This window comes from Paenibacillus sp. FSL K6-1122 (assembly GCF_037977015.1).
Classification (GTDB): Bacteria; Bacillota; Bacilli; order Paenibacillales; family Paenibacillaceae; genus Paenibacillus; species Paenibacillus amylolyticus.
Genome location: NZ_CP150272.1, coordinates 5585155 through 5608945, shown reverse-complemented (window position 1 = coordinate 5608945; position 23791 = coordinate 5585155). Strand labels below are relative to the sequence as shown.

20 protein-coding genes and 1 other annotated feature are annotated in these 23791 nt (G+C 47.6%); all 20 genes read left to right on the top strand.

The genetic code is table 11. The features are described 5' to 3' along the window. Positions 1-80 precede the first annotated feature (80 nt). The 20 genes from yihA (at position 81) to NSQ20_RS25055 (ending at position 23749) form a co-directional block, all read left to right on the top strand. Positions 81-737, top strand: a complete 657-nt coding sequence (yihA, locus tag NSQ20_RS25150; RefSeq protein ID WP_036605890.1) for a ribosome biogenesis GTP-binding protein YihA/YsxC — start codon at positions 81-83, stop codon at positions 735-737. A 267-nt stretch (positions 738-1004) separates the two neighbouring features. Further along, positions 1005-1592, top strand: a complete 588-nt coding sequence (locus NSQ20_RS25145) for a hypothetical protein (RefSeq protein ID WP_036605891.1) — start codon at positions 1005-1007, stop codon at positions 1590-1592. Between the two features lie 335 nt (positions 1593-1927). Next, a complete protein-coding gene (gene speD, locus NSQ20_RS25140) occupies positions 1928-2329 on the top strand; it encodes an adenosylmethionine decarboxylase (RefSeq protein WP_340031090.1) in 402 nt (133 codons plus the stop codon). Positions 2330-2671: 342 nt separating this feature from the next. Further along, a complete protein-coding gene (gene hemA, locus NSQ20_RS25135; RefSeq protein ID WP_036605893.1) occupies positions 2672-4057 on the top strand; it encodes a glutamyl-tRNA reductase in 1386 nt (461 codons plus the stop codon). Positions 4058-4110: 53 nt separating this feature from the next. Next, the gene (ccsA, locus tag NSQ20_RS25130) at positions 4111-4899 is read left to right on the top strand and encodes a cytochrome c biogenesis protein CcsA (protein ID WP_047841339.1); all 789 of its coding nucleotides are present in this window, start codon (positions 4111-4113) and stop codon (positions 4897-4899) included. A gap of 5 nt (positions 4900-4904) precedes the next feature. Next, complete coding sequence (locus tag NSQ20_RS25125) at positions 4905-5555, top strand: bifunctional precorrin-2 dehydrogenase/sirohydrochlorin ferrochelatase (RefSeq protein WP_340031089.1); 651 nt, start codon at positions 4905-4907, stop codon at positions 5553-5555. 2 nt (positions 5556-5557) lie between these two features. After that, positions 5558-6514 carry a hydroxymethylbilane synthase gene (gene hemC, locus NSQ20_RS25120; protein WP_036605896.1) on the top strand — a complete coding sequence of 319 codons (957 nt, stop codon included), beginning with the start codon at positions 5558-5560 and terminating at the stop codon, positions 6512-6514. Between the two features lie 4 nt (positions 6515-6518). Continuing rightward, a complete protein-coding gene (cobA, locus tag NSQ20_RS25115) occupies positions 6519-8081 on the top strand; it encodes a uroporphyrinogen-III C-methyltransferase (protein WP_036605897.1) in 1563 nt (520 codons plus the stop codon). Between the two features lie 102 nt (positions 8082-8183). Next, positions 8184-9185: a porphobilinogen synthase gene (gene hemB, locus NSQ20_RS25110; protein WP_340031088.1), complete on the top strand. Its 1002-nt coding sequence runs from the start codon at positions 8184-8186 to the stop codon at positions 9183-9185. Between the two features lie 26 nt (positions 9186-9211). Then, the gene (gene hemL / locus NSQ20_RS25105; protein WP_076216944.1) at positions 9212-10516 is read left to right on the top strand and encodes a glutamate-1-semialdehyde 2,1-aminomutase; all 1305 of its coding nucleotides are present in this window, start codon (positions 9212-9214) and stop codon (positions 10514-10516) included. Continuing rightward, on the top strand, positions 10513-11421 hold the full coding sequence (locus tag NSQ20_RS25100; RefSeq protein WP_340031087.1) for an RluA family pseudouridine synthase: 909 nt from the start codon (positions 10513-10515) through the stop codon (positions 11419-11421). The genes hemL and NSQ20_RS25100 overlap by 4 nt, the downstream gene beginning before the upstream one ends. 367 nt (positions 11422-11788) lie before the next feature. After that, positions 11789-13372, top strand: a complete 1584-nt coding sequence (locus NSQ20_RS25095) for a LysM peptidoglycan-binding domain-containing protein (RefSeq protein WP_340031086.1) — start codon at positions 11789-11791, stop codon at positions 13370-13372. Between the two features lie 155 nt (positions 13373-13527). Then, positions 13528-13809, top strand: a binding site (T-box leader). 60 nt (positions 13810-13869) lie between these two features. After that, entirely contained in the window at positions 13870-16536 is a 2667-nt protein-coding gene (locus NSQ20_RS25090) for a valine--tRNA ligase (RefSeq protein ID WP_340031085.1), read from the top strand. 78 nt (positions 16537-16614) lie between these two features. Continuing rightward, entirely contained in the window at positions 16615-17991 is a 1377-nt protein-coding gene (locus NSQ20_RS25085; protein WP_036673600.1) for a folylpolyglutamate synthase/dihydrofolate synthase family protein, read from the top strand. Positions 17992-18047: 56 nt separating this feature from the next. After that, on the top strand, positions 18048-19367 hold the full coding sequence (murC, locus tag NSQ20_RS25080) for a UDP-N-acetylmuramate--L-alanine ligase (RefSeq protein ID WP_047841184.1): 1320 nt from the start codon (positions 18048-18050) through the stop codon (positions 19365-19367). A 116-nt stretch (positions 19368-19483) separates the two neighbouring features. Continuing rightward, positions 19484-20710, top strand: coding sequence for an SPOR domain-containing protein (locus NSQ20_RS25075; protein WP_051449932.1), 1227 nt, complete (start codon positions 19484-19486; stop codon positions 20708-20710). Positions 20711-20855: 145 nt separating this feature from the next. Then, positions 20856-21098 (top strand): DUF4321 domain-containing protein, encoded by a 243-nt coding sequence (locus NSQ20_RS25070; RefSeq protein WP_047841183.1) that lies wholly within the window; start codon positions 20856-20858, stop codon positions 21096-21098. Positions 21099-21192: 94 nt separating this feature from the next. Next, positions 21193-21804 (top strand): Maf family protein, encoded by a 612-nt coding sequence (locus NSQ20_RS25065; RefSeq protein WP_340031084.1) that lies wholly within the window; start codon positions 21193-21195, stop codon positions 21802-21804. A gap of 37 nt (positions 21805-21841) precedes the next feature. Continuing rightward, positions 21842-22531, top strand: coding sequence for a DNA repair protein RadC (radC, locus tag NSQ20_RS25060; protein WP_036673540.1), 690 nt, complete (start codon positions 21842-21844; stop codon positions 22529-22531). A 183-nt stretch (positions 22532-22714) separates the two neighbouring features. Then, complete coding sequence (locus tag NSQ20_RS25055; RefSeq protein ID WP_017692612.1) at positions 22715-23749, top strand: rod shape-determining protein; 1035 nt, start codon at positions 22715-22717, stop codon at positions 23747-23749. Positions 23750-23791 lie beyond the last annotated feature (42 nt).

Below are 23791 nucleotides of genomic sequence, written 5' to 3'. Positions count from 1 at the left end.
GGTATGATAGAACAATCCATGGCATAATACCTTCAACAGGTGATGCATAGCACAGGCGTTCAAGAGAGGAAAGATACAATATGAAAGTAAATCAATCTGAATTTATTATCAGTGCCGTTCGGCCTGAACAATACCCCGAGGACGGTCTGCCAGAGATTGCTTTGGCGGGACGCTCCAATGTGGGAAAATCTTCCCTGATCAACCGTTTGATTAATCGTAAAAATTTGGCTCGGACGAGCTCAACACCGGGTAAGACACAGCAACTCAACTATTATAAAATTAATCAGGATCTCTACTTCGTCGATTTCCCGGGATATGGGTACGCTAAAGTTTCCAAAGAGCAACGCTTTGCCTGGGGCAAAATGATGGAGAAATATTTGTTGGGACGCGAAGAATTGAAACTGGTTATGCAGATGGTGGATATGAGACATGAACCGTCCAAGGAGGACAAGATGATGAATGAATGGCTTCGTCATAATGGACTGCCTTTGGTTGTCGTAGCAACCAAGATGGACAAGATTCCAAAAACACGCAGAGCCAAATATATCAAAGTCATTAAGGAATCACTGGGTCTTCGTTCAGGGGATTTGTTTGTGCCGTTTTCATCCGAAGAGGGATTGGGGAAAGAAGAGTTATGGGACATCATTACCCGCCATGCCCGCATAGATAAGTATGCACCAGTGCTGGATGCAGAGGGTGCTTCTGATGAGGAAGAAACCAACGGAATTAACGGATAACCGAGATAGTATACCGTTTTAGTGCAGGAAAGTGAGCATGCTAAATGAATCTTTGATGAGATCCAGATTAATCCGGTTTTTTAAGGAATTTCGTGAGAATTCATCATCTGGGTCTGGAGAAAAATAACGTTAGGGTAGTGTATAATGAGCATAGGTGCATATTGCCAACAGTACCAAAATTACCGGCCATGCCGGCCTGAAGAATTTTGAGATGACTGCTACATGTGCAGGAAGGCAAAACAATCGGGAAAGAATTGAGGGATTTGTATGGCTCAGCGGTTAGCCACAGAGTACGTTAAGGCCACTATGAAATTGTCAGAACCCCAGATGCATCAGTTTTTGCGCATGACAGAAGACGGCAGGCTTCATCACCGGGTTAAGGTGTTGGACAATGGTTGTCAGGAGGTTGTGCTGGGGGATGTAAGTGGAGAAGAAGTGCATTTCCCTTTTGACCGCATAGAAGGGTTTTATATCTGTGAATTATCTTGCCGCCTGGTGAATCTGCATCTGACCAACGTTGTCCGGAAGCTCTTTGTGACTTTTAAGGGTGACGGGGTCGTTCATCGGATCTATAAAGGGTTCACCATGACGTATGTTTATGCTCAAGGCACTGTCCGCAAAATTGTGGAGAAGACCGGGGAGAACACCCGAGTGATCTATGAATACAAAAATACGTTGCTTGAATTGCAACATCTGTTCCAGGCCAGAGATGTAGAACGCGAAATCAACCGTGTGTATGCCGAGATCGATTCACTACTGGACACTAGAAAAGATGCGACTGCTGATCAGCTCCATCAGATTGATGAGACCCTTGCTCGTCATCAAAAACGGTTGTTTGAGCTTGAAGCTTATTAGCTTAAAATTGTATGTTTATAAACGTATATGTATATAATGAATTCCCTTGTATCTTCCGTGCAGTGGCACTCGCCAATGTGGAGGTTTCAGGGGAATTTTTTGATGTGAGATCGAATATTCCGAATTGGAAATATTTATTTTACAATATTCTGGAAAAGGGTTGATTTCACTCTGATTCAATGTTATTTTTAATCTCGTTGAAAACAATATAGGAACCAGGATTCACTCAGGACATTATATGTTGCGAGAGATTTTTCCCTCGGGAAGTGAATGACGTAGGTCCTAGCGGATGAAATTTTTCAAACATTTTATTCCTAGGAAGGGGGAACCGAAGGATGGAATATTCAACTTTCGGAAGACACGTTGCTGTTGATACTTGGGGTGTCGACTTTAATCTACTGAACAATGCAGAGTATCTGGAAGCCCAAATGGTTGAAGCAGCGGAGGCATGTGGCGCGACAGTGATGTCCGTACAGTCCAAGCAGTTTGATCCACAGGGAGCGACCGTACTTGTACTATTGTCTGAGAGCCATCTCTCCATTCATACGTATCCTGAGAGAGGTTTTGCAGCGATTGATTGTTACACATGTGGGGAGACTGTAGATCCACAGCTTGCTATTGACTACCTGGTATCCGTATTAAAGCCTGAAACAACGTATGCAAAGAAGTTGGTACGTGGTTTGGGCGAATTGCAAGTTGAAACACCAGACATGAACAACCAGACTGAACGGGTTTAAATAAAAAGTATATTGCATACACAATGTTCACATATCGGGATGGACACATAACCTCCCAAACTCTAATAGTCATGGAATAATTCCATGGCTATTTGTTTTAATATGCGTATCGTTATGAATATTCATAATCGGCACTTTTTAACGCATAACGGTGAACTTTGGTGAGACACTACAATAAATGACAGTGCATATGATGATGAACATGGTGATTTCATAAACATTTCATAAAAATGACCCGGTCATGGCTATGATGTGTGATATAATTAACCTTGTCAATCATAAATGGATAGACATATGCAGTAAGCACTTTGATTGGAAATTTATTAGGCAGGTGAACTTGCAATGCACATCGTTGTCGTTGGTTTGAATTATCGCACGGCGCCTGTAGAGGTTAGGGAACGATTCACATTTGCAGAAAAGGATTTGTCTGAAGCGCTGCAGCAGCTCAAGCTGACCAAGAGTGTATTGGAAGGTGTAATCGTAGCCACATGTAACCGTACCGAGTTGTATGTTGTGGTGGACCGTCTTCACATGTGTGGTTATTTTATTCGAACATTCATGGAACAATGGTTTAACGTACCACGGGAAGAATTTACGCAACACTTATATATATATGAAGATGATCAAGCCATGCGCCATTTGTTCCGCGTCATCTGCGGACTAGATTCCATGGTCATCGGTGAGACTCAGATTCTTGGACAGGTGAAACAGGCTTTTCTTAAAGCGCAGGAAGAGAAATCAACAGGTACCTGGTTTAATATGCTGTTCAAACAGGCTGTTACGCTGGGCAAACGGGCACATTCGGAGACTTCCATCGGGGAGAGCGCCGTATCTGTCAGTTATGCTGCTGTTGAACTCGGTAAGAGGATTTTTGGCATGTTCACAGACAAGAAGGTGCTCATTTTGGGTGCCGGCAAGATGAGTGAACTAACCGTGAAACATCTCTATGCCAACGGGGCATCCGAGGTCATCGTGGCGAATCGCACGCTCGCAAGAGCTGAAGAATTGGCAGCCAAGTTCCGGGGGACACCTTGTACCATGGAACAGGCACTAGATCGACTTAATGAAGTTGATATTGTGATTAGTTCCACTGGAGCTGAACGTTATGTCATGGATGCAGCAGTGGTACGAGAGAGCATGAAGCGTCGTCAATCTCGTCCATTGTTCCTGATTGATATTGCGGTTCCACGCGATATTGATCCGGCGATTGGTGAATTATCCAACGTATTTCTCTATGACATTGATGATCTGGAAGGAATCGTGGAGAGCAACCTGGAGATGCGTAAGGTGGAAGCTGCCAAAATTGAGAGAATGATTGAGCTTGAGATGGAGGATTATTACCATTGGCTCAAAACGTTGGGTGTTCGTCCCGTTATTCGGGCTTTGCAGGAAAAAGGTGTCTCCATTCATGAAGAAACGATGGATAGCCTGTTTAATAAGCTGCCTGAGCTGGATGAACATCAACGTAAAGTCATTCGTCGTTTGACCAAGAGTATTGTGAACCAAATGACGACAGATCCGATTAATCGGATTAAGGAAATGGCAGGCACGAAGCAAGGTGATGAAGCTCTGCGCATGTTTACTCAGATTTTCGCTCTCGAAGATGCAGTAGAGATGGCCGCTGAAAAAGTGAGTCAGAGTGATGCTACAGCTCTGGCGAAACCAGCCGCTCACCTTAACGAAAACCGGCAAGACCCCGTGCCGGCTTATGCTCCGGCAGGCGTATAAGGCGGGTGGGCAGCTTGACCCTTGCTGAACAAGTTTATGAAGCTCTAATCTATATGTATGCCCTGAGCCTACTGTTCTATTTCTCGGACTGCATTCGACGCAATGCGGGGGCGAAGCGGACAGGCACAGGGTTTCTTGTCGTTGTTTGGGGATTGCAGGTAACGCATGTCATATTGCGCATGTGGACTGAAGGTCATTTCCCCATCTATACCACCTTTGATTTTTTGTTTATATTTTCATTCAGTATTGTGCTGATGTCTCTTGTCATGACTCGCATCCAGCGTTCCGAATTTGTGATTTTGTTGCTGAATGTTGTAGGTTTTTCCGTTACGGTATTAAACCGACTGTGGTTTACGGCCGGAGAGATATCACTGCATAACTGGCAAACGGTACATGGATTACTCATTATGCATATTACCTTGGCGAATCTTGGTTTTGCGGCGTTAACCGTTGCTACGGTATTTGCCATGTTATATCTGTTCCTGCACCGTAAGTTGAAGAAAAAAAAGTGGAATGATACGATGCGACGGATGCCAAGCCTGGAAGTGATCGGCAAATACATGGATGGTGCTAATTTCATAGGTACACCGCTCCTTGGCGTTTCTGTGATGCTTGCCGTATTATCCATTGTGGCTGAAAGACGCTGGATTCTACTCTTGGATCTCAAAGTTATTGCGACAGGTCTTGCTATAGCCATCTATGTGGGGTACTTCGTATCCAAGAGAAGGAAACAGTTCTCTACAATTATCATGGCAAGATGGACACTGATTGGGTACGGATTTGTCATTATAAGTTTTTTATCCAATGCGTATTCAGCGTTTCATCGTTGGACGGGAGAGTGAAGGGGATGGACCGTTACACGCCGATATTTGTGAATACTTCAGGCAAGAAATGCTGCGTGGTTGGTGGTGGACGTGTTGCCGAACGTAAAATTAAGGGATTACTGCATGCTGAGGCACAGATTACGGTCATTAGTCCGGAGCTTACTCCCATATTAAAACAACTGCATCATGAATCCCGAATTCAATGGATAGACCGGTCCTACCGCAATGGAGATTTGCGGGGGGCCTTTCTCGTATATGCAGCGACTGACCATTCAGAGGTCAATTCAACTGTGGTTCGGGATGCGGGGGCTGCGGGCATATTGGTGAATAACGCAATGTCTTCGGAGCACAGCAGCTTTATTACGCCAAGCGTGGTAAGGCGTGGGAGATTAAGCATAGCGATATCCACAGCAGGAGCGGGACCGGCAGCAGCAGCGGAGATACGTGCCACACTCGAACGACAGTTCGGTGATGAGTATGAGACGTACCTTGAGTTTTTGCACCAGATGAGGACTGAGGTGAAGTCACGCGTATCTTCTTCAAGTCTCAGGAGTACGTTGCTTCGGCAATTAACTGAAATGAACATATTAGAAGATATTCGTACAGGCCATTTTCGGTGGTGGACCGAAGAAGAAATCGGGGACTGGATATCCCGTAATCAGGAGGAAGTGTAGATATGCGTACAATTAAAGTTGGAAGTAGACAGAGCGCGCTTGCGCTAACCCAGACAGGTCATGTCATTCAGGATTTACGCGATATTTGTGAGCGGGAAGGATTAGCTTTTGACTTTGAAGTACATAAGATTGTTACCAAGGGAGATCTCATTCTGGATGTAACGTTGTCAAAAGTGGGCGGCAAAGGTTTGTTTGTCAAAGAGATTGAACAAGCGATGCTTGATCGTACCATTGATATGGCTGTGCATAGTATGAAGGATATGCCCTCCGAGTTACCCGAAGGATTAATCAATGGTGCTATTCCCCGTCGTGCAGATCCACGGGATGCGCTGATATCTAATGGTGGACTAACTCTGGATCAACTGCCAGAAGGAGCTAGAGTCGGAACAAGCAGTCTGCGCCGATCGAGTCAATTAAAGGCCTATCGTCCAGATTTGCAATTGGAATCGATTCGCGGCAATATTGATTCCCGTCTGCGGAAGCTGGAGACCGAAGGATTCGATGCGATTATTCTGGCAGCTGCAGGATTGTACCGTATGGGCTGGGAAGACCGGATCACAGAGTACTTGACGGAAACAGCTTGCCTTCCGGCAGTGGGTCAAGGCGCGCTTGGTATCGAATGTCGTGAAGACGATGAGGAACTATTGCACTTGCTACAGCTGTATAACGATCCCGAGACAGCATTTCCTGTACAGGCGGAACGCCGTTTTCTCAGTGTATTGAATGGGGGCTGTCAGGTTCCGATCGGTGCTCATGCGGTGTGGGTGCCTCAGCAAGATGCAGATTCCCTGAATGGTGAAAACACGTTACAATTAACAGGTATGGTCGGCACGCCGGATGGTGGACTGATTCTTAAGGAAGCTATGATCGGCAAGGACCCGGTTCGTCTGGGTGAAGAAGTGGCGTGGAGATTGATCGAACGGGGAGCAGAGCAGATACTGGCAGAAGTTAGGGGATGAAGACATGGTGGGAAAGGTCTTTTTGGTAGGGGCAGGTCCTGGGGATGCAAAGCTGATTACGGTTAAAGGGTGGGAATCCATCGGGAAAGCCGATGCTGTAGTCTATGATCGTTTGGCAAGTCCGAGATTGTTGAAACAAATGAAACCCGGCGCAGTCAAGATTTACGTGGGCAAGCGCCCGGATCGGCATACGATGAAACAGGAAGAGATCAATCAACTGTTGGTTGATCTGGCTCTTGAAGGCAAGGTTGTGGTTCGGCTTAAGGGCGGCGATCCAACTATCTTTGGACGCGTGGGCGAAGAGGCGGGTTTGCTGCACAAAAACGGAATTCCGTTTGAGATTGTACCTGGGGTTACCGCTGCAATAAGTGTACCTGCGTATGCCGGAATTCCTGTGACTCACCGTGACTATGCATCTTCCATCTCTATTATTACGGGGCACGAGAGTCCGGACAAGCTTGATCGCAGTATCCATTGGGATAAAGTGACGAATGCAACGGGCACACTTGTATTTATGATGGGGGTTGCCAAAATTGGATATATCAGCGAACAATTGATTCGTCATGGTCGTCCAGCGCAAACACCGGTAGCTCTAATTCGTTGGGGAACACGAGCGGAACAGGATACCCTTACAGGTACCCTTGAGGATATAGAAGCGAAAGTGATCGAAGCCAATTTCCAACCACCAGCTGTTATTGTGGTGGGAGATGTCGTCAATCAGCGGGAACAATTGAAATGGGCAGAAGCGCTGCCGCTGTTTGGCAAACGAATTCTGGTAACCCGTGCTCGCAGTCAGGCGAGTGAACTGGTGAATCGCATTGAGGAACTCGGCGGCGAACCGTATGAGTTTCCGGTTATTGAGACGGTCATGCCATCCAGTGAATCTGCCAAGCAAAGTGTCAAAGACGCCTTCAGTGCTTTAAATACCTATGACTGGGTGTTTTTCACAAGTGTGAACGGCGTGGAGTTTTTCTTCCGCCATCTGGAACAGGAAGGCAAGGATATTCGCTCGATTCATCAAGCGAGAATTACTGCCGTAGGACCTTCCACAGCGGACGCTTTGCGCAAACATGGCATCGTAGCTGAAGTTGTCAAAGGTCCTTTCCAGGCCGAAGGCATGCTTGAGGCTTTTGAAAGCGAATTGAAGGAAGGTCAGAGAGTATTGCTTCCGCACGGTGATCTGGCACGTACGTGGTTACGTGATCAGTTGAGAGAACGAGGACTTCAGGTCACCGAAGCCATCACCTACGATACGATCCTTGCTGGTGAGGATGATGATGAACTGCTCAAGCTGCTTGAAGAAGGTGGAATTCATGCGGTAACCTTTACAAGTTCATCGACGGTTACCAACTTCATGAGTATGTTGAAACGTATGGGGTTGCAAGATCCACTGCCTTTATTGAAAGATGTGGAGGTTGCGTGTATCGGGCCTGTTACAGCGAAAACGGCAGAAGCCGCTGGACTAAAGGTTACACTGATGGCAGAGGAAGCAACGATGGATAGCTTGATCACAGTGCTATGCGACTGGAAACGGACAGGCACCAAAGAAGGCGCTCTTCGAAATTAATACACATGTAATCATGTCAACATATGAAGCGTGCTGAATTCGATAGGATACCAGCGCGCTTCCCTTTTTGCTCTATTTAACTTTCAGGGAGGTTTTACTCGTATGAGTTTTCCAATTGTACGGCATCGCCGTTTACGCCAATCCACAGGTATTCGCAATATGGTCAGAGAGACCCATCTAACCGTGGACGACTTTATTCAACCGATCTATGTGACGTATGGAGAAAATGTGAAATCTGAAATCAAATCCATGCCTGGCGTATTCCGCTTCTCGCTGGATCGTCTTCAGGAGGAAGTAACGGAAATTGCCGAGCTGGGAATTCCAGCCGTGTTATTGTTTGGTATTCCCGAGACGAAGGACAGTGTGGGTTCATCTGGCTTCGCTGAAGATGGCATTGTGCAGGAAGCAACGAGATTGATCAAATCCTGGTATCCAGAACTGCTGGTTGTTGCGGATACTTGTCTGTGTGAATTCACGGATCACGGTCACTGCGGTATGGTACACACCGTGGAGATTGACGGTCACATCTGCGGAGATGTGTTAAATGACGAATCACTGGATCTGCTTGTGCAAACGGCAGTGTCTCAAGCCAAAGCAGGAGCGGACATTATTGCACCATCCAACATGATGGATGGATTTGTACAAGCGATCCGCACGGGACTGGATGAGAATGGATTCAGTCACATTCCGATCATGTCTTACTCTGTTAAATATGCATCCGCATTCTATGGTCCATTCCGTGAAGCTGCGGATTCCACACCACAATTCGGAGACCGCAAGTCATATCAGATGGACCCGGCGAACGCGCGTGAAGCCTTGCGTGAAGCAGAGACAGATGTGCTCGAAGGAGCGGACATGTTGATGGTAAAACCATCCCTTTCCTATCTTGATGTCATGCGTACGATTAAGGATCAATTTGATCTTCCGCTTGTTGCCTATAATGTAAGTGGCGAGTATGCCATGGTGAAGGCGGCGGCGATTCAAGGCTGGATCGATGAGAAAAAAGTTGCCATGGAAATCCTGCTCAGCATGAAACGCGCAGGTGCAGATATGATCATTACCTACTACGGAAAAGACGCTTCACGCTGGTTGGCTGAGAAATAAAATAAATTACATTGAGGAGGATATTCATGACTGCACAACAAGGTAATCGTCGCAATGATGAGCGCTCACGCAGCGCGTTTGAGGAAGCGAAGCAGTACATACCCGGGGGTGTGAACAGCCCTGTACGCGCATTCAAATCGGTGGGACTTACTCCGATCTATGCAGAACGCGGTGAAGGGTCCAAAATCTACGATATTGATGGCAATGTTTTTATTGACTATGTGGGATCGTGGGGCCCACTCATTATGGGACATGCACACCCTGACGTTGTAGAAGCTTTGCGTGAGACAGCCCTCAAAGGAACAAGCTTTGGTGCGCCTACCTTGCTGGAGACCGAGATGGCAAAACTGGTCTGTGAGCGTGTACCTTCTATCGATATCGTGCGGATGGTTAATTCCGGTACGGAAGCAACCATGAGTGCCATTCGACTGGCACGCGGGGTAACCGGACGCAGTAAAATTCTGAAGTTCGAAGGATCATATCATGGACATGCGGACAGCTTGCTGATTAAGGCGGGTTCAGGTGTTGCAACGCTGGGTCTACCGGATAGTCCAGGTGTACCTGAAGGTGTAGCTGTGAATACAATTACGGTACCTTATAACGATCTGGAGTCCGTGAAGCTTGCTTTTGAACGTTATGGTGAAGAACTGGCCGCTGTTATTGTGGAACCTGTGGCAGGTAACATGGGGGTTGTTCCTCCGGCTTCCGGTTTCCTTGAAGGCCTGCGCAGTTTGACGACCCAATATGGCAGCCTGCTTATTTTTGACGAAGTCATGACCGGTTTCCGTGTCGGGTTGAACTGTGCTCAGGGTCGATATGGGGTTACACCTGACCTGACTTGTCTGGGTAAAGTTATCGGTGGCGGCCTCCCGGTTGGTGCTTATGGTGGCCGTCGGGATCTGATGGAACAGATTGCTCCAACAGGACCGATCTATCAGGCAGGTACACTGAGCGGAAATCCGCTGGCTATGGCAGCAGGGTATACCACGCTCAAATTGTTAACACCAGAGGTCTATGACCGTCTGGAGACATTGTCTGCACGTCTGCAAGCCGGATTCGAGAAAAATGCAGCTGAGACGGGTGTTGCGATAACCATTAACCGTGTGGGTTCCATGGTTTGTCCATTCTTCAGTGCCGTTCCAGTAACCAATTATGATATTGCCAAAGAAAGCAATCTGGATCAATTCCGTCGTTATTTTGCGGCCATGATTGATCAAGGTGTGAGTGTTGCGCCTTCGCAATACGAAGGTATGTTTGTCTCTGGTGTGCACACGGAGCAGGATATTGACGATACGATTGAGGCGAATCGTAAAGCTCTTCAATCGCTATGACCATCAAAAGTTGGAAACGCCGCGGGGAATGGCTTGAGCTGATGCCAGGGAAAGCCGTCACAGGCAGTTCGGACAAACCGATGGCCGCAGAGCAATGGTTATTGTCTGAACTTCAGTTTTCGGAGAAACTGCTCCGTCAGTTAAAAGCAAACCAAGGAATACAACTTGCAGGGGACCGGCTTCGGCTGGCCCTTTTTGCGTCCCAGCCAATCGATGTTGAGCCACGCTGGGCTGATGTGGATGTATTGTATGAGGATGATTTCTGTCTGGTTATGCACAAACCGGCAGGCATGAAACTGCATCCAGATGGAAACCGTGCCAATCAGGCCATCACGCTGGATCATGTGGTTGCCTCTTATTATGAAATGAACGGAATTCAGGCAAGCGTACGCCATGTTCATCGACTGGATGAGGATACAACCGGACCTGTCCTGTATGCCAAAAATGCTTTTGCCCTCGCCAAATTGGATGAAGCGATGCGTCGCAAAGAGATTGGTCGCCATTATGTAGCTATTGCAGGTGGACAAATTCCCCTTGAACTCCACAAAATTGATGCTCCGATTGGCAAGGATAGACATCACAAGCAGCGCAGACGTGTCTCGGAAGGTGGACAGGAAGCTGTTACTCATGTGGAGACCGTCGAAGTGTGGGAAAGAGCAACCCTTGTACGATTAAAGCTGGATACAGGACGCACACACCAAATTCGTGTACACCTGAGTTACGCGGGACACCCGCTCATTGGTGATTCGTTGTATGGTGGTAGAGCGGATGCCATTGGGCGACAAGCACTTCACGGAGAGATGCTTAAGTTTAGTCATCCGTTAACCGGAGCGATGATTGAAGTGAACGACCCTTGGCCATCCGACTTCACACAATTGGCAGAGCGTGAGCGTCAAAATTATTAATACACTATATAAGTTCGACTAACTATTTACACGAAAACGGAAAGGACAGAAACAACCAGAAGAAGTAAAGCGTTCGCCTAAAAGCTTTCTGGAAAGAAAGCTACTTCGGAAGCCTAAGCTATCCCCGGATTTTCCCTTTATAAAAAGGAATGAAAAAAATCTGGGGATAACAGCGATCAGAAGGTTGTTCTGTCATTGGAGTGACAGTGTAAATAACCATGAGTTGAACATATATAGCAAGGTTTTTCAAAAGGTGGCATGCTCCTCTCATTCAAGGCATATAGATGGGGTAACGAAGGATTTGGACCATGGATCAGTCCCATGAGAAGGATCATGGTGAACATATGCCGAAAGGAGGACGCCACCTTTGTTGAATCAACCTTATGGTTTGCGGTTCGATATTTATGAGCGCGTTCATTTGTCTGAGGGAGTTCCTGCGATTGAGGAATTGGAGGAGATTGAACTATACCCACGCATTCAAGTCATAGGGCAGGATGATCATGCCACATTAAGAGGGCATCTTTTACTTACAGGTGCGTACAGAGGAGAAAATGAGGCTTCAGAGGAGCTCAAACATTTCATTCCCGTGGAGATCACAGTGCCGCTGAACCGGGTCAGATCGATTGAAGATATTTCCATCGAGATCGAAAATTTTGACGTGGATCTGTTATCCAATCGCAGTCTGAACATTACAGGCGTGTTGTCGCTGCGAGGTATCGAAGGTTTTCCTGTTGAAGAGCCACAAGTGTGGTCAGCTGATGAGTTTACAGTTGTTCATTCACCTGATGCTCAGCAATCCAACCGTTCCGATGAAGCAGCACAGACAGGCAGCGACCCCAACACATTTGCACAAGAGTACCTGCTCCAGCGGAGTGAGGAAGAGAGACTTGCGAATGCAGCAGAACTTGCATACGGTGCTCCGGAATTCGCTGACCTGTCCATAAGGGAAGAGACATTAAGGAATAGCGAAGAATGGCAGCAGGAATATGCGAATTCGTCATCGGCCGAGCCACTTCAACCTGAGGAGCAAAGTGCGGAGTACGCTAACGAAAACAGACAACCTGATGCAAACGAAGATCCCGCATCTCTGACAGCGAATGGAGATGAATTGGCATCTCATGAGCAATACAGCGAACCTTCTCCGATCTCGTCATTTATGGCTGAGACCGCAGATCGATTAGCTTCTTACCCTGAGTCGGAACCATTGCTGCCTCTGGAAGATGAGTCTTCGGGTTGGTCCGAGCCTTCTGTGGATGCATTGCCTCCGAACTCGAGAAGTGCAGATCAAGCAGTCTCAGAGCCTACTGCTCAATCATCTAATGAGTTGGCAGCACAGGATGTACCGGACGCACCAGAGGTATGGCACTTCGAATCAGCGAGATCTGTACCTCAGCAGGAGAATCAGGCAGTTGCCGATGTCCCGGTTGAATCACAGGCGGAGAACTGGCAAGGTGTATTTGCTTCGTCCGAACCAGGCAACGCTGAGGAAGATCGGCCGTCTTTTGAAGCGACTGGGGTAGACGAGTTTGTACAGAACGAAGCATTTGTTCCTGAACCTGTGGCTGAGACGGAAGACAAGCCGGAGCTGAAGGTTGCTTTTGGCAGCAAAAAAGAATCCGCACCACGGCAAGAAGAGGGCGTAGGTATCTCTTCCTTGTTATCCTCCGGTAGAGCGGCACGCGATGCTGAAGTGGAGCGAGGCGATGAGGTTCCTGCGGGTGTAGTACAGGAAGAAACGTATCCAGCTGATGATGTGGAATGGAAGAACCTGTTCCTGGGAACGATCGTGGACCAGACCCCATTCCGCAAGGTGAAACTGTGCATCGTTCAGCGAGAAGATACACTGGATGCCATTGCAGATCGATATCAATTGAGCACGAGGGAACTTCAGTTGTATAACCGATTATCTGAGCAGGTTGTGGAAGAAGGTCAGATATTGTACATCCCTTAATCCGTAGTTAAAGCCTTCGTTACGACCCGTGATCCCCTTGAGGATTGCGGGTTTTTGTATGATTCGTCCTAAACCTGCATTCCAGCGCTCTTTATCCGCTGTTGTCAGGTTGACTATCGCGCACGAGCAAGGTATGATGTGTGTAGGTTTTTTGAAGAACAACGTGGAACGGGAGTAGTAGACAGTATGACCTTTCAGAGAGTGGAATTGCAACGCTGTGAGATTCCGCAGGAACCAACTGATCGAAGTCGCCCGGGAGTTGCCTGTTTGAATACAAGGGATGAGTGAGATTCATCGTCATTTATTTCTGAGGTAGGATGGGCCGGTAGCAGCCGTTATCTGCTTGAAGTGTCACGTCATGTACAGAGGGTGAAGTCTATCTTGCTGTAGGCGTGAAACAAAGGTGGTACCGCGAAAGCTAACCTTTCGTCCTTTGATGGATGAAAGGTTTTTTTTGTTTTTTTGGCGAAGATGATGAAGTAACGGAGGAATGACACATGTCTGAGGAAAAAAAATCAGCTGCAACAGAAATGCCAACCACTTACGATCCTAAGGCGGCAGAGGATAAATGGTACTCCACCTGGATGGAGCGTGGATATTTCAAAGCCGGTCAACGTAAAGATGCAGAGCCGTATACAATTGTAATTCCACCCCCAAATGTGACCGGGATGCTGCACATTGGGCATGCGCTCGATTTTACACTGCAGGATATTCTGATCCGCACCAAACGGATGCAAGGTTATGACGCACTGTGGCTTCCGGGTTCCGACCATGCAGGTATTGCTACTCAAACCAAAGTGGAGCAGAAGCTGCGTGAAGAAGGTCTGACTCGTTATGATCTGGGACGTGACAAGTTTCTGGAGAAAGTATGGGACTGGAAAGATCAATATGCCACTACCATTCGTCAACAATGGGGCAAAATGGGATTGTCGCTTGATTACTCACGTGAACGTTTTACGCTGGATGAAGGTCTGTCCCAAGCGGTTCGCAAAGTATTTGTTCAACTGTATGAAAAAGGCCTTATTTACCGAGGCAAACGCATCATTAACTGGGACCCGGTGAACCGGACAGCTCTGTCCGACATTGAGGTTGAATATAAAGAGGTTCAGGGTCACCTGTACCATCTGCGGTACCCGCTCAAAGACGGAAGTGGCTACGTTACAGTGGCAACAACGCGTCCTGAAACGATGCTGGGTGATACAGCGGTTGCTGTTCATCCGAAAGATGAGCGTTATGCAGATATGATTGGTAAAGTACTTGTACTGCCTATCATTGGACGCGAAATTCCAATTATCGCTGATGATTATGTGGATAAAGAGTTTGGAAGTGGTGCAGTTAAAATCACGCCTGCGCATGATCCAAATGACTTTGAAGTAGGTCTTCGTCATGATCTGCCTCAGATTACGGTAATGGATGAGAGCGGCACAATGAATGCTGAGGCAGGCAAGTATCAGGGACTGGACCGCAGTGACTGCCGCAAGCAGATTGTTGCTGACTTGAAAGAGCAGGGCGTATTGATCAACATTGAGGATCACACGCATCAGGTTGGACACAGTGAGCGTACCGGAGCTGTTGTTGAGCCGTATCTGTCTACACAGTGGTTCGTTGAGATGAAGCCACTTGCAGAGAGAGCGATCAAGAAACAACAGAGCGGCGAAGGGGTTAATTTCGTTCCAGATCGTTTTGAGAAAACCTATCTGAACTGGATCGAGAACGTTCGTGACTGGTGTATTTCCCGTCAACTGTGGTGGGGACATCGTATTCCTGCCTGGTATGATGAAGAAACGGGTGAAATCATCGTATCTGCTGAAGATCCGACGACACTGCCAGAGAATGCTGGACGCAAGCTCAGACAGGACGAAGACGTACTCGATACTTGGTTTAGCTCCGGCTTATGGCCGTTCTCCACATTGGGCTGGCCGGAAGATACGGAAGATCTGCAACGTTATTATCCGACAAGTGTACTTGTGACAGGGTATGACATCATATATTTCTGGGTTGCACGTATGATCTTCACTGCATTGGAATTCACCGATGAGATTCCGTTCAAGGATGTGCTGATGCATGGTCTTGTTCGTGACGCAGATGGACGCAAAATGTCCAAATCATTAGGCAACGGTGTAGATCCGTTAGATGTGATTGAGAAATACGGCGCAGATGCGATGCGTTACATGATCTCAACCAGCAGCACGCCAGGTCAGGATCTGCGTTTCCGTTGGGAACGGGTGGAGCAGGCTCGTAACTTTGCCAACAAGATCTGGAATGCTTCGCGCTTTGCATTGATGAATCTGGAAGGATTCACCTATGAGGAACGTGACATCAGCGGAGAGCTTGGTACAGCGGATTATTGGATTTTGCACCGTCTGAACGAAACTTCCCGCGATATTACGCGTCTAATCGAAGCGTATGAATTTGGGGAAACGGGTCGTGTGTTGTATAACTTTATCTGGGATGACCTGTGTGACTGGTACATTGAGTTTGCTAAGCTGTCCTTCTATGGGGAAGATCCGGTTGCCAAGAAGAAAACACAATCCGTGCTTGCTTATGTGCTGGATCAAACCATGCGCCTGATTCATCCGTTTATGCCATACATCTCCGAAGAGATCTGGCAGCATCTGCCGCATGAAGGTGAGACCATTACGTTGGCATCATGGCCGGAATATGATCCTGCTCTTGAGAACCCAGAGGCTGTTGCCGAGATGAACCTGCTCATGGATACCATTCGTGCAGTGCGAAACATTCGTGCAGAAGTGAACGTGCCGATGAGCAAAAAGATCGAGCTGATGGTCAAAGCAAATAGTGCGGAGACGTCCAGCATCATTGCACGTAACAGTCACTACATCAAACGTTTCTGTAATACGTCCGAGTTCGATAGTGGGCTGGATTTAAACTCACCGGATAAGGCAATGACTGCGATCATTACGGGGGCAGAACTATACTTGCCGCTCGCAGGTCTTATTGATATCGAGCAGGAAGTGGCTCGTTTGGAGAAAGAGTTGGAGAACCTTGAGGGCGAAGTTCTCCGTGTAGAGAAAAAGCTGGCGAACGAAGGCTTTGTAGCCAAAGCTCCTGCCAAAGTTATTGAGGAAGAGCGCGCCAAACAAGCCGATTATTCCAATAAACGGGATAAAGTGATTGCACGAATCAAGGAACTTAAAGGTTAATATATGTGGGTCGGATGGAGAGCCATTATGCCATCCGGCCGCTTTTTTCACTCAAACTCGGGACCGAAGGTGAATCAGATGACGGAATTAGACGGGACAGATGCAGCAGCTCCTTTACTTACGTACAACGAGGCCGTGGACTGGATCAATGGCCTTATTCCTTTTGGCATCCGACCTGGATTGGAACGAATCGAGAGTCTGATGTCCATGTTAGGCAATCCACACCAACGTCTCAAATTTATTCATGTCGCGGGAACGAACGGCAAAGGTTCGACTTGCGCTTTTTTGACGTCAGTGCTTCTTCAGGCTGGATATGATGTGGGTACCTTTACGTCGCCTTATATCACCAAGTTTACAAACCGTTTTCAATACAACGGTGAGGATATTCCTGAAGAAATCCTGCTTAAGCTCTCGAACCGATTACATCCACTGGTCATGGAAATGGCCTCCACTCCGCTTGGATCACCCACGATGTTTGAGGTGTCCACGGCTCTGGCGCTTCTGTACTATGCAGAGGAGTGTTACCCTGACGTTGTGGTATGGGAGACGGGGCTAGGGGGAAGGATGGACGTAACGAATATTGTCGCACCTGTTGTGTCCGTCATCACGAACATTGGTATGGATCATACGGATGTACTTGGAGATACGATTGAGCAGATTGCTGGAGAAAAGGCAGGTATTATCAAGCCGGGAGTACCCGTTGTGACTTGCGCGACTCAACCCGAAGCTGTGAAGGTGATTCAGGAGAAAGCACAGCAGCTTCAATCAAGCGTGTATTTGGCTGGAGATCAATTCTCTTATCATAGACTGGACAGCAATGAGAACGGACAATCTTTTCATTTTACAGGCCCGTTCCGTGATCTGGACGTTCGCATACGCATGCAGGGCTCACATCAATGTGACAATGCAGCGGCCGCACTTATGGTGCTTGAATTGCTTAGACAATACATGGCATTTATGCTGGATGACAACGATATTGCACTTGGACTGGAGAATGCTTTCTGGGCAGGAAGATTCGAAAAAGTCGTCGATGAACCCCGAATTGTGCTCGATGGAGCACATAATCCGGAAGGGGCAGAGTCACTGGCCAAGAGCATTATGGATGTCTATCCGCACAACAAGTTAATTTTGATGATGGGTATGTTGGCAAATAAGCATCACGAAGCGTATTTGCAGCATATACTGCCACTAGTGGATACGCTGATCCTGACCGAGCCAGATTTCCGACGCAAAATGGATGCAGCCGAATTGCTGCAGATTGTCGAACGGGTACGTCCCGCCATTGCGAAGCAGGAACTGGAAATCATCGTCGAGCCCGAATGGGCAAAGGCACTTGATCTATTGAAGTCACGGACGGAAGCGGAAGATCTGGGGGTGGTCTCCGGCACACTGTACCTGATTGCAGATGTGCGGGCAGCCCTTTTGCATCAAACCGATTCTGAAAAAGGTTGGTGAAAGTTTTGTTAAATACATCGGAACACGTTCATTTTATAGGGATTGGCGGATATGGCATGAGTGCCATCGCAAGAGTTATGTTGGAAATGGGATACACCGTTACCGGATCGGATGTCGCTTCACAGGAGTTGACCGAGAAGTTGGCAGCCAAGGGAGCGAAAATATATATCGGACATACGGCAGAGCACGTCACTGGAGCAGATCTTGTTGTCTACTCTACAGCAGCGCCTGCTGATAATGTGGAACGGGTAGCAGCTGCAGAGCTGAACATTCCGATTCTGCATCGTTCCCAGATGCTTGCACGTTTGTTGAACGAACGTAAAGGTGTGGCTGTAGCTGGGGCTCATGGTAAAACAACCACTTCATCCATGATTGCACTTGTTATGGATAAATGTGATACAGATCCGACATACATTATTGGCGGAGAAATCATGAATGTGGGTACCAACGCGAAGGCCGGTCAAGGCGACTGGGTAGTCGCTGAAGCGGACGAGAGCGATGGTTCATTTTTGCAGTACCATCCATGGCTCGGTATTGTAACCAATATTGAGGCAGATCATCTGGAGAATTACAACAGTGATTTTGAGGAGCTCAAAAGGGCTTATGTGCAGTTCCTGAGCCAGATTCGTCCGGAAGGAACAGCGATTGTGTGTTCTGACGACGAGAATGTTCAAGCGATTTTGCCAGAACTCAAGTCACGGATTACAACCTATGGTATTGATCGTGCTGCAGATTATACGGCAACGGATATTGTACTGGGCGATCGCCGTATTTCCTTTACGATGAATCATCAGGGTGCTGCTATGGGCACGGTGGAATTATCAGTGCCGGGTAAGCATAACGTTTATAATGCAATGGCTACTGTGATTACCTGTTTGGAAGCGGGCATTCCATTTGAGAAGATTGTAGCAGCCATCATCCAATTCCACGGAGCCAAACGCAGATTCCAGGTATTGGGTGAGGCGCGCGATATGCTGATCATCGATGATTATGCTCATCACCCGACTGAGATTGAAGCTACCATTAGTGCCGCCAAAGCAACGGGCAAACGCATTATTGCGGTATTCCAGCCACAGCGTTATACGCGGACGTTCTTCCTGCTGGATGCGTTCAGTCGTGCTTTTGCGGAAGCGGATGAGGTGCTTATTACGGATATCTATTCTCCTGCGGGCGAAAAACAGATCGAAGGGGTAACCTCAGCCAGACTGGTTGAACTGATCGTTCAAAACAGTAATGCTTCTGCACGTTACCTTCCTACAAAAGAAGAAGTGGTAGCTGATCTGCAGCATCGTCTGCAGCCAGGAGATCTTGTGATTACGATGGGCGCAGGTGATATTTGGAAAGTCGGCGATACACTTGCCAAAGGTTTGAAATAGATCAATTCAGAAATCGCCTGTCTTCGATACGAAGCAGGCGTTTTTTGCGTTATATGGAATGTATTCTCCAGTCTCTGCATATAGCTTATATAAATGGGACAAAGGAGAGGGTACGGGTGAGCAATGCTAGAATGACGTTTCGCTTCGGGGATCATGAGTCGGACAAGCCTGAAAACAAGAGGATATCCGCGTCCAGTCCATTGGTGACGTTAAGTGAAGAATTACCGCATAATCAACCGCTAACGCCTAAGATGGATACAACCCCATCATGGACGCCTGAGGATATCCCCGGAGACTGGGGAGAGACGGTGCTGACAAGCTCTGCTGTACCTGAACCTGACGAGCGGGTGAGTCATGATTCGAACTTGAACTTGGATGAGGCCCATTATTTTGGGAACCGTTCCGGTTACGGTTATGTTAATCATACCGATAATCCAGAGGAAGAGCGTCGTGATCTGTCCAATACCCATGATGATCAAGGCCACGACTGGCTTGCAGATTCGGAGAACTATTCCTATAAACGCAATCGCCCTCCAAGGGGATGGAAAATGATTGGTTCTGTTACTGGGGCACTTGTTACCGGAGCGCTTTTTGGTATGGTTATTCTTTCATTTTTTAATAAAGAAGGAGCCGCGAAGCCAGGCGATCTTCTGCCCGTCAATCAGGCAGTTTCTACTGTGACAGGTCAGGAGGGGGCTGCAGGTACAGAACAGCAACTTCAGACAGCTACGACTGGCAGCACGTATTATGCACTTCAATACGGTGTATTCAGTTCTCCTGAACGTGCTGAGCAGGCCAAGCTTGAGCTCGCTCAGGCAGGGATAGCCGCAGGTTCTGATCCTGAAGATGGCAATCGAGTATATGCAGGCATTTCGGCTGATCGTGAAGAGGCCAAGCTACTTAGCTCCAGGCTAAAAGCCCAGGGAGTTGAACTGTATGTCAAGGAGATTGTGAACCCTGAGATCAATCCGGCTATATTCGGTGGCAAACAAGAGGATGTGCAGCTATTCTTCACGAACAGTTCTGCACTGGTGGAACAATTATCTACTTTGTCCATTCAGCAGCTGGGACAGTCTGCTCCGGCAGCAGTTTCTACAGAAACGATGACCGCGATTCAAAATAAGCACGAGTCTTGGCTGACGGGATTGAATAGTCTTACACCTGGCCTGACCGCAGATGTACAACCTATTATTGGTGGAATGGAGAAATCAATGAACAGTGCAATTACGGCTATCGCGGAGTACAACAAAAACCCGGATGATGTACACATGTGGTCCGTGCAGTCCGATCTGATGGAATATGTACTGCAGCAGAAAAAATGGCTCGAAGCGATAAAGCAGTAACATGCTCTTTCCCATAACAACGCTTGGAAATACCCATCCGGCAAGGAACTGGAAATAGTTCCCCTTGCCGGATTTGTGTTTGTATTGACGTACAAAACCCCGTATAATAATGTGGGTGTCAAAAAATGGCGAGGGAAGATTACCGATGAAAAAAAACTTCGGCATGTTATTGCTGTTTCTGCTGCTCGGCTGGATGGCCGGAGCGTGGATCGCCAAGGCACTGCAGCCTGTAAAGGCAGTAGCCTTTCTTACGAAAGCCACGACCATACGTTGGTCGCCACAGGCTGATCTGGATATTATCAGTTATGATATTTCACTTCAATTTCAAATGAGCCTTCTGAGTCTGATCGGTATGATTGCCGCTGTGTGGCTGTATCGCAGACTGTAGGAGAATGACGAGTTATGACGAAAAAAATTAAACCAGTGACATCTATTATCGTGATCCGGACAGGATGTTGCCGTGGCATAAGGAGCCGTTCATTTTGGATAACACACAACAGCGCCCTATTATTCTGGCCTCCACATCGCCTCGGCGCAAAGAACTGATCGCATCACTCCACCTAGCGTTTGATGTAATACCAAGTCATGCCAATGAAGATACACCACCAGAGTGGACACCTGAACAGACGGTACAGGAACTTGCTTTGCGCAAGGCGCTTGCCGTGTATCGCGGGCTTGAAGGCCGCGAGCAGGAAGCCATCATTGTTGGTAGTGACACCGTTGTTGTTCTGGATGGTGAGATTCTAGGCAAACCCTTAGACGAAACGGATGCTGAACGTATGTTATCAAGGCTGCAGGGCCGCGTACATCGGGTGTTCACGGGTGTCGCTTGTATTGATGCGGGCAATGGACAGTCGTTAGTTCATTACCGCCAGACCGATGTAACGATGAAAGAGCTGTCGGATGCGACCATCCGTGCTTATGTGCAGACAGGTGAGCCTTCAGATAAGGCAGGATCATATGCCATTCAGGGCATTGGTGCTTCACTGATCGACCGCATTGAAGGATGTTACTTTAATGTGGTTGGCTTGCCGCTATCTTTGCTAAGTGATATGTTGGACGGGTTCGGCGTACATGTGTTGCCACGAACATGAATGAAGCCAAATGTTGTGAAATGAAAAGAGGGAACATATGGAGTCGCCTCAATACATGATGCGCGACATCCCCCAGGAAGAACGCCCGAGAGAACGCATGATGGAATACGGGGCGGGCGCCTTAAGCCATGCTGAATTGCTGGCAATTTTACTTCGAACAGGCACAAGACAGGAATCCGCGGTGCATATGGCACAGCGGATTCTGGCCGAAGCGGGTGGCATTCGCTCGTTGATGGATTTGAGTCTGGAAGAACTGACCGCGATGAAAGGGATCGGCAATGCCAAGGCTGTGCAATTAAAAGCTGGCATTGAGCTGGGTCATCGGATTGCCAAAAGCAGACTTACACAGTCGACTTCAATTCGTACACCGCGTGATGCAGCTGATATCCTGATGGAACAATTGCGTTATTTGCAAAAAGAACATTTTGTGTGTCTCTTTCTGAATAGCAAAAATCATATTATTGCCCAGGAAACACTCTCCATGGGCAGCCTTAACGCTTCGATTGTACATCCACGTGAAGTGTTCCGGGCTGCCATCAAATGCAGCAGCGCATCGATTGTGTGCGCACACAACCATCCGAGTGGTGATCCTACGCCCAGTCCGGAGGATATCCAAATAACCAAGAGACTGATTGAAGCAGGCGCTATTGTTGGCATTGACGTGCTTGATCATATTATTATCGGAGATGGAACGTACGTAAGTTTGAAGGAGAAGGGCTTAGTATAATATAATGGTTGGCGTTGATGTTTTCCTATGAATGTTAACGGCGTTGTCCGTAAAAGATAGGTTCACTTTACAAATGCAAAAAAACAAATGCGAATATTAGCTCCACGTATTGCGTGGGAATAAAATTATTACGCTCTGGATCAGAATGGAGCGGCTATATGAGGCAGAAAAGGAGATTATGTTATGTTTGGTGGTTTTACGAAAGATTTGGGTATTGACTTGGGGACAGCAAATACGTTGGTTTATGTACGAGGAAAAGGAATTGTGGTGCGAGAACCTTCGGTTGTCGCTATACGGACAGATACAAATAGCATCGAGGCAGTAGGTGAAGCCGCCAAAAAAATGATTGGACGTACACCAGGTAACATTCGTGCCATTCGTCCAATGAAAGATGGCGTTATTGCCGATTTTGATACAACAGCAACGATGATCAAATATTTCATCCGTGAGGCGCAAAAACAACGCTCTATGTTCCAGCGTCATCCAAACGTGATGGTATGTGTACCATCCGGGATCACGGCAGTAGAACAACGTGCGGTTGAAGATGCAACCAAACAGGCTGGAGCACGTGAAGCCTATACAATTGAAGAGCCTTTTGCTGCTGCAATCGGTGCAGATCTGCCTGTATGGGAACCAACGGGTAGTATGGTTGTCGATATCGGTGGTGGTACAACGGAAGTGGCTGTTATCTCTCTTGGTGGTATTGTAACGAGCCGTTCGGTTCGTGTAGCAGGTGACGAGATGGATGAATCCGTTATCCAGTACATCAAACGTCAATACAATCTGATGATCGGTGAGCGTACATCGGAGCAATTGAAGATGGACATCGGATCAGCTATGCCATTGGAACAAGTAGAAACGATGGAAATTCGTGGACGTGACCTTGTAACAGGTCTGCCGAAGACAATTACGATTACTTCGGACGAGATCAGTGAAGCGCTGGCTGATACGGTGAATGCAATTGTTGAAGCGGTAAAAGTAACACTGGAAAAATGCCCGCCTGAACTTGCAGCCGATATCATGGATCGGGGTATCGTTCTTACAGGTGGTGGGGCGTTGCTTCGCAACCTGGACAAGCTTCTCGCTGGTGAGACAGGAATGCCTGTCATTGTGGCTGAGAACCCGCTGGATTGTGTAGCAATCGGAACAGGTAAAGCGCTAGAGAATATTCATTTGTTCAAAAGCAGAAGCAGTTCGGCAGTTCGTTCCAAACGTTAATTGGTATTTGCCTAACTTGGCATAGCGACCAAGTGGCAAGAT

Excerpts from the sequence above, each read along its gene's own strand:
- hemA (WP_036605893.1), top strand. The coding sequence starts at position 2,672 with ATGCACATCGTTGTCGTTGGTTTGAATTATCGCACGGCGCCTGTAGAG.
- hemC (WP_036605896.1), top strand. The coding sequence starts at position 5,558 with ATGCGTACAATTAAAGTTGGAAGTAGACAGAGCGCGCTTGCGCTAACC.
- speD (WP_340031090.1), top strand. The coding sequence starts at position 1,928 with ATGGAATATTCAACTTTCGGAAGACACGTTGCTGTTGATACTTGGGGT.
- NSQ20_RS25100 (WP_340031087.1), top strand. The coding sequence starts at position 10,513 with ATGACCATCAAAAGTTGGAAACGCCGCGGGGAATGGCTTGAGCTGATG.
- cobA (WP_036605897.1), top strand. The coding sequence starts at position 6,519 with ATGGTGGGAAAGGTCTTTTTGGTAGGGGCAGGTCCTGGGGATGCAAAG.
- NSQ20_RS25125 (WP_340031089.1), top strand. The coding sequence starts at position 4,905 with ATGGACCGTTACACGCCGATATTTGTGAATACTTCAGGCAAGAAATGC.
- NSQ20_RS25145 (WP_036605891.1), top strand. The coding sequence starts at position 1,005 with ATGGCTCAGCGGTTAGCCACAGAGTACGTTAAGGCCACTATGAAATTG.
- hemL (WP_076216944.1), top strand. The coding sequence starts at position 9,212 with ATGACTGCACAACAAGGTAATCGTCGCAATGATGAGCGCTCACGCAGC.
- hemB (WP_340031088.1), top strand. The coding sequence starts at position 8,184 with ATGAGTTTTCCAATTGTACGGCATCGCCGTTTACGCCAATCCACAGGT.
- ccsA (WP_047841339.1), top strand. The coding sequence starts at position 4,111 with ATGTATGCCCTGAGCCTACTGTTCTATTTCTCGGACTGCATTCGACGC.
- NSQ20_RS25090 (WP_340031085.1), top strand. The coding sequence starts at position 13,870 with ATGTCTGAGGAAAAAAAATCAGCTGCAACAGAAATGCCAACCACTTAC.
- NSQ20_RS25070 (WP_047841183.1), top strand. The coding sequence starts at position 20,856 with ATGAAAAAAAACTTCGGCATGTTATTGCTGTTTCTGCTGCTCGGCTGG.
- NSQ20_RS25055 (WP_017692612.1), top strand. The coding sequence starts at position 22,715 with ATGTTTGGTGGTTTTACGAAAGATTTGGGTATTGACTTGGGGACAGCA.
- yihA (WP_036605890.1), top strand. The coding sequence starts at position 81 with ATGAAAGTAAATCAATCTGAATTTATTATCAGTGCCGTTCGGCCTGAA.
- NSQ20_RS25085 (WP_036673600.1), top strand. The coding sequence starts at position 16,615 with ATGACGGAATTAGACGGGACAGATGCAGCAGCTCCTTTACTTACGTAC.
- murC (WP_047841184.1), top strand. The coding sequence starts at position 18,048 with ATGAGTGCCATCGCAAGAGTTATGTTGGAAATGGGATACACCGTTACC.
- radC (WP_036673540.1), top strand. The coding sequence starts at position 21,842 with ATGGAGTCGCCTCAATACATGATGCGCGACATCCCCCAGGAAGAACGC.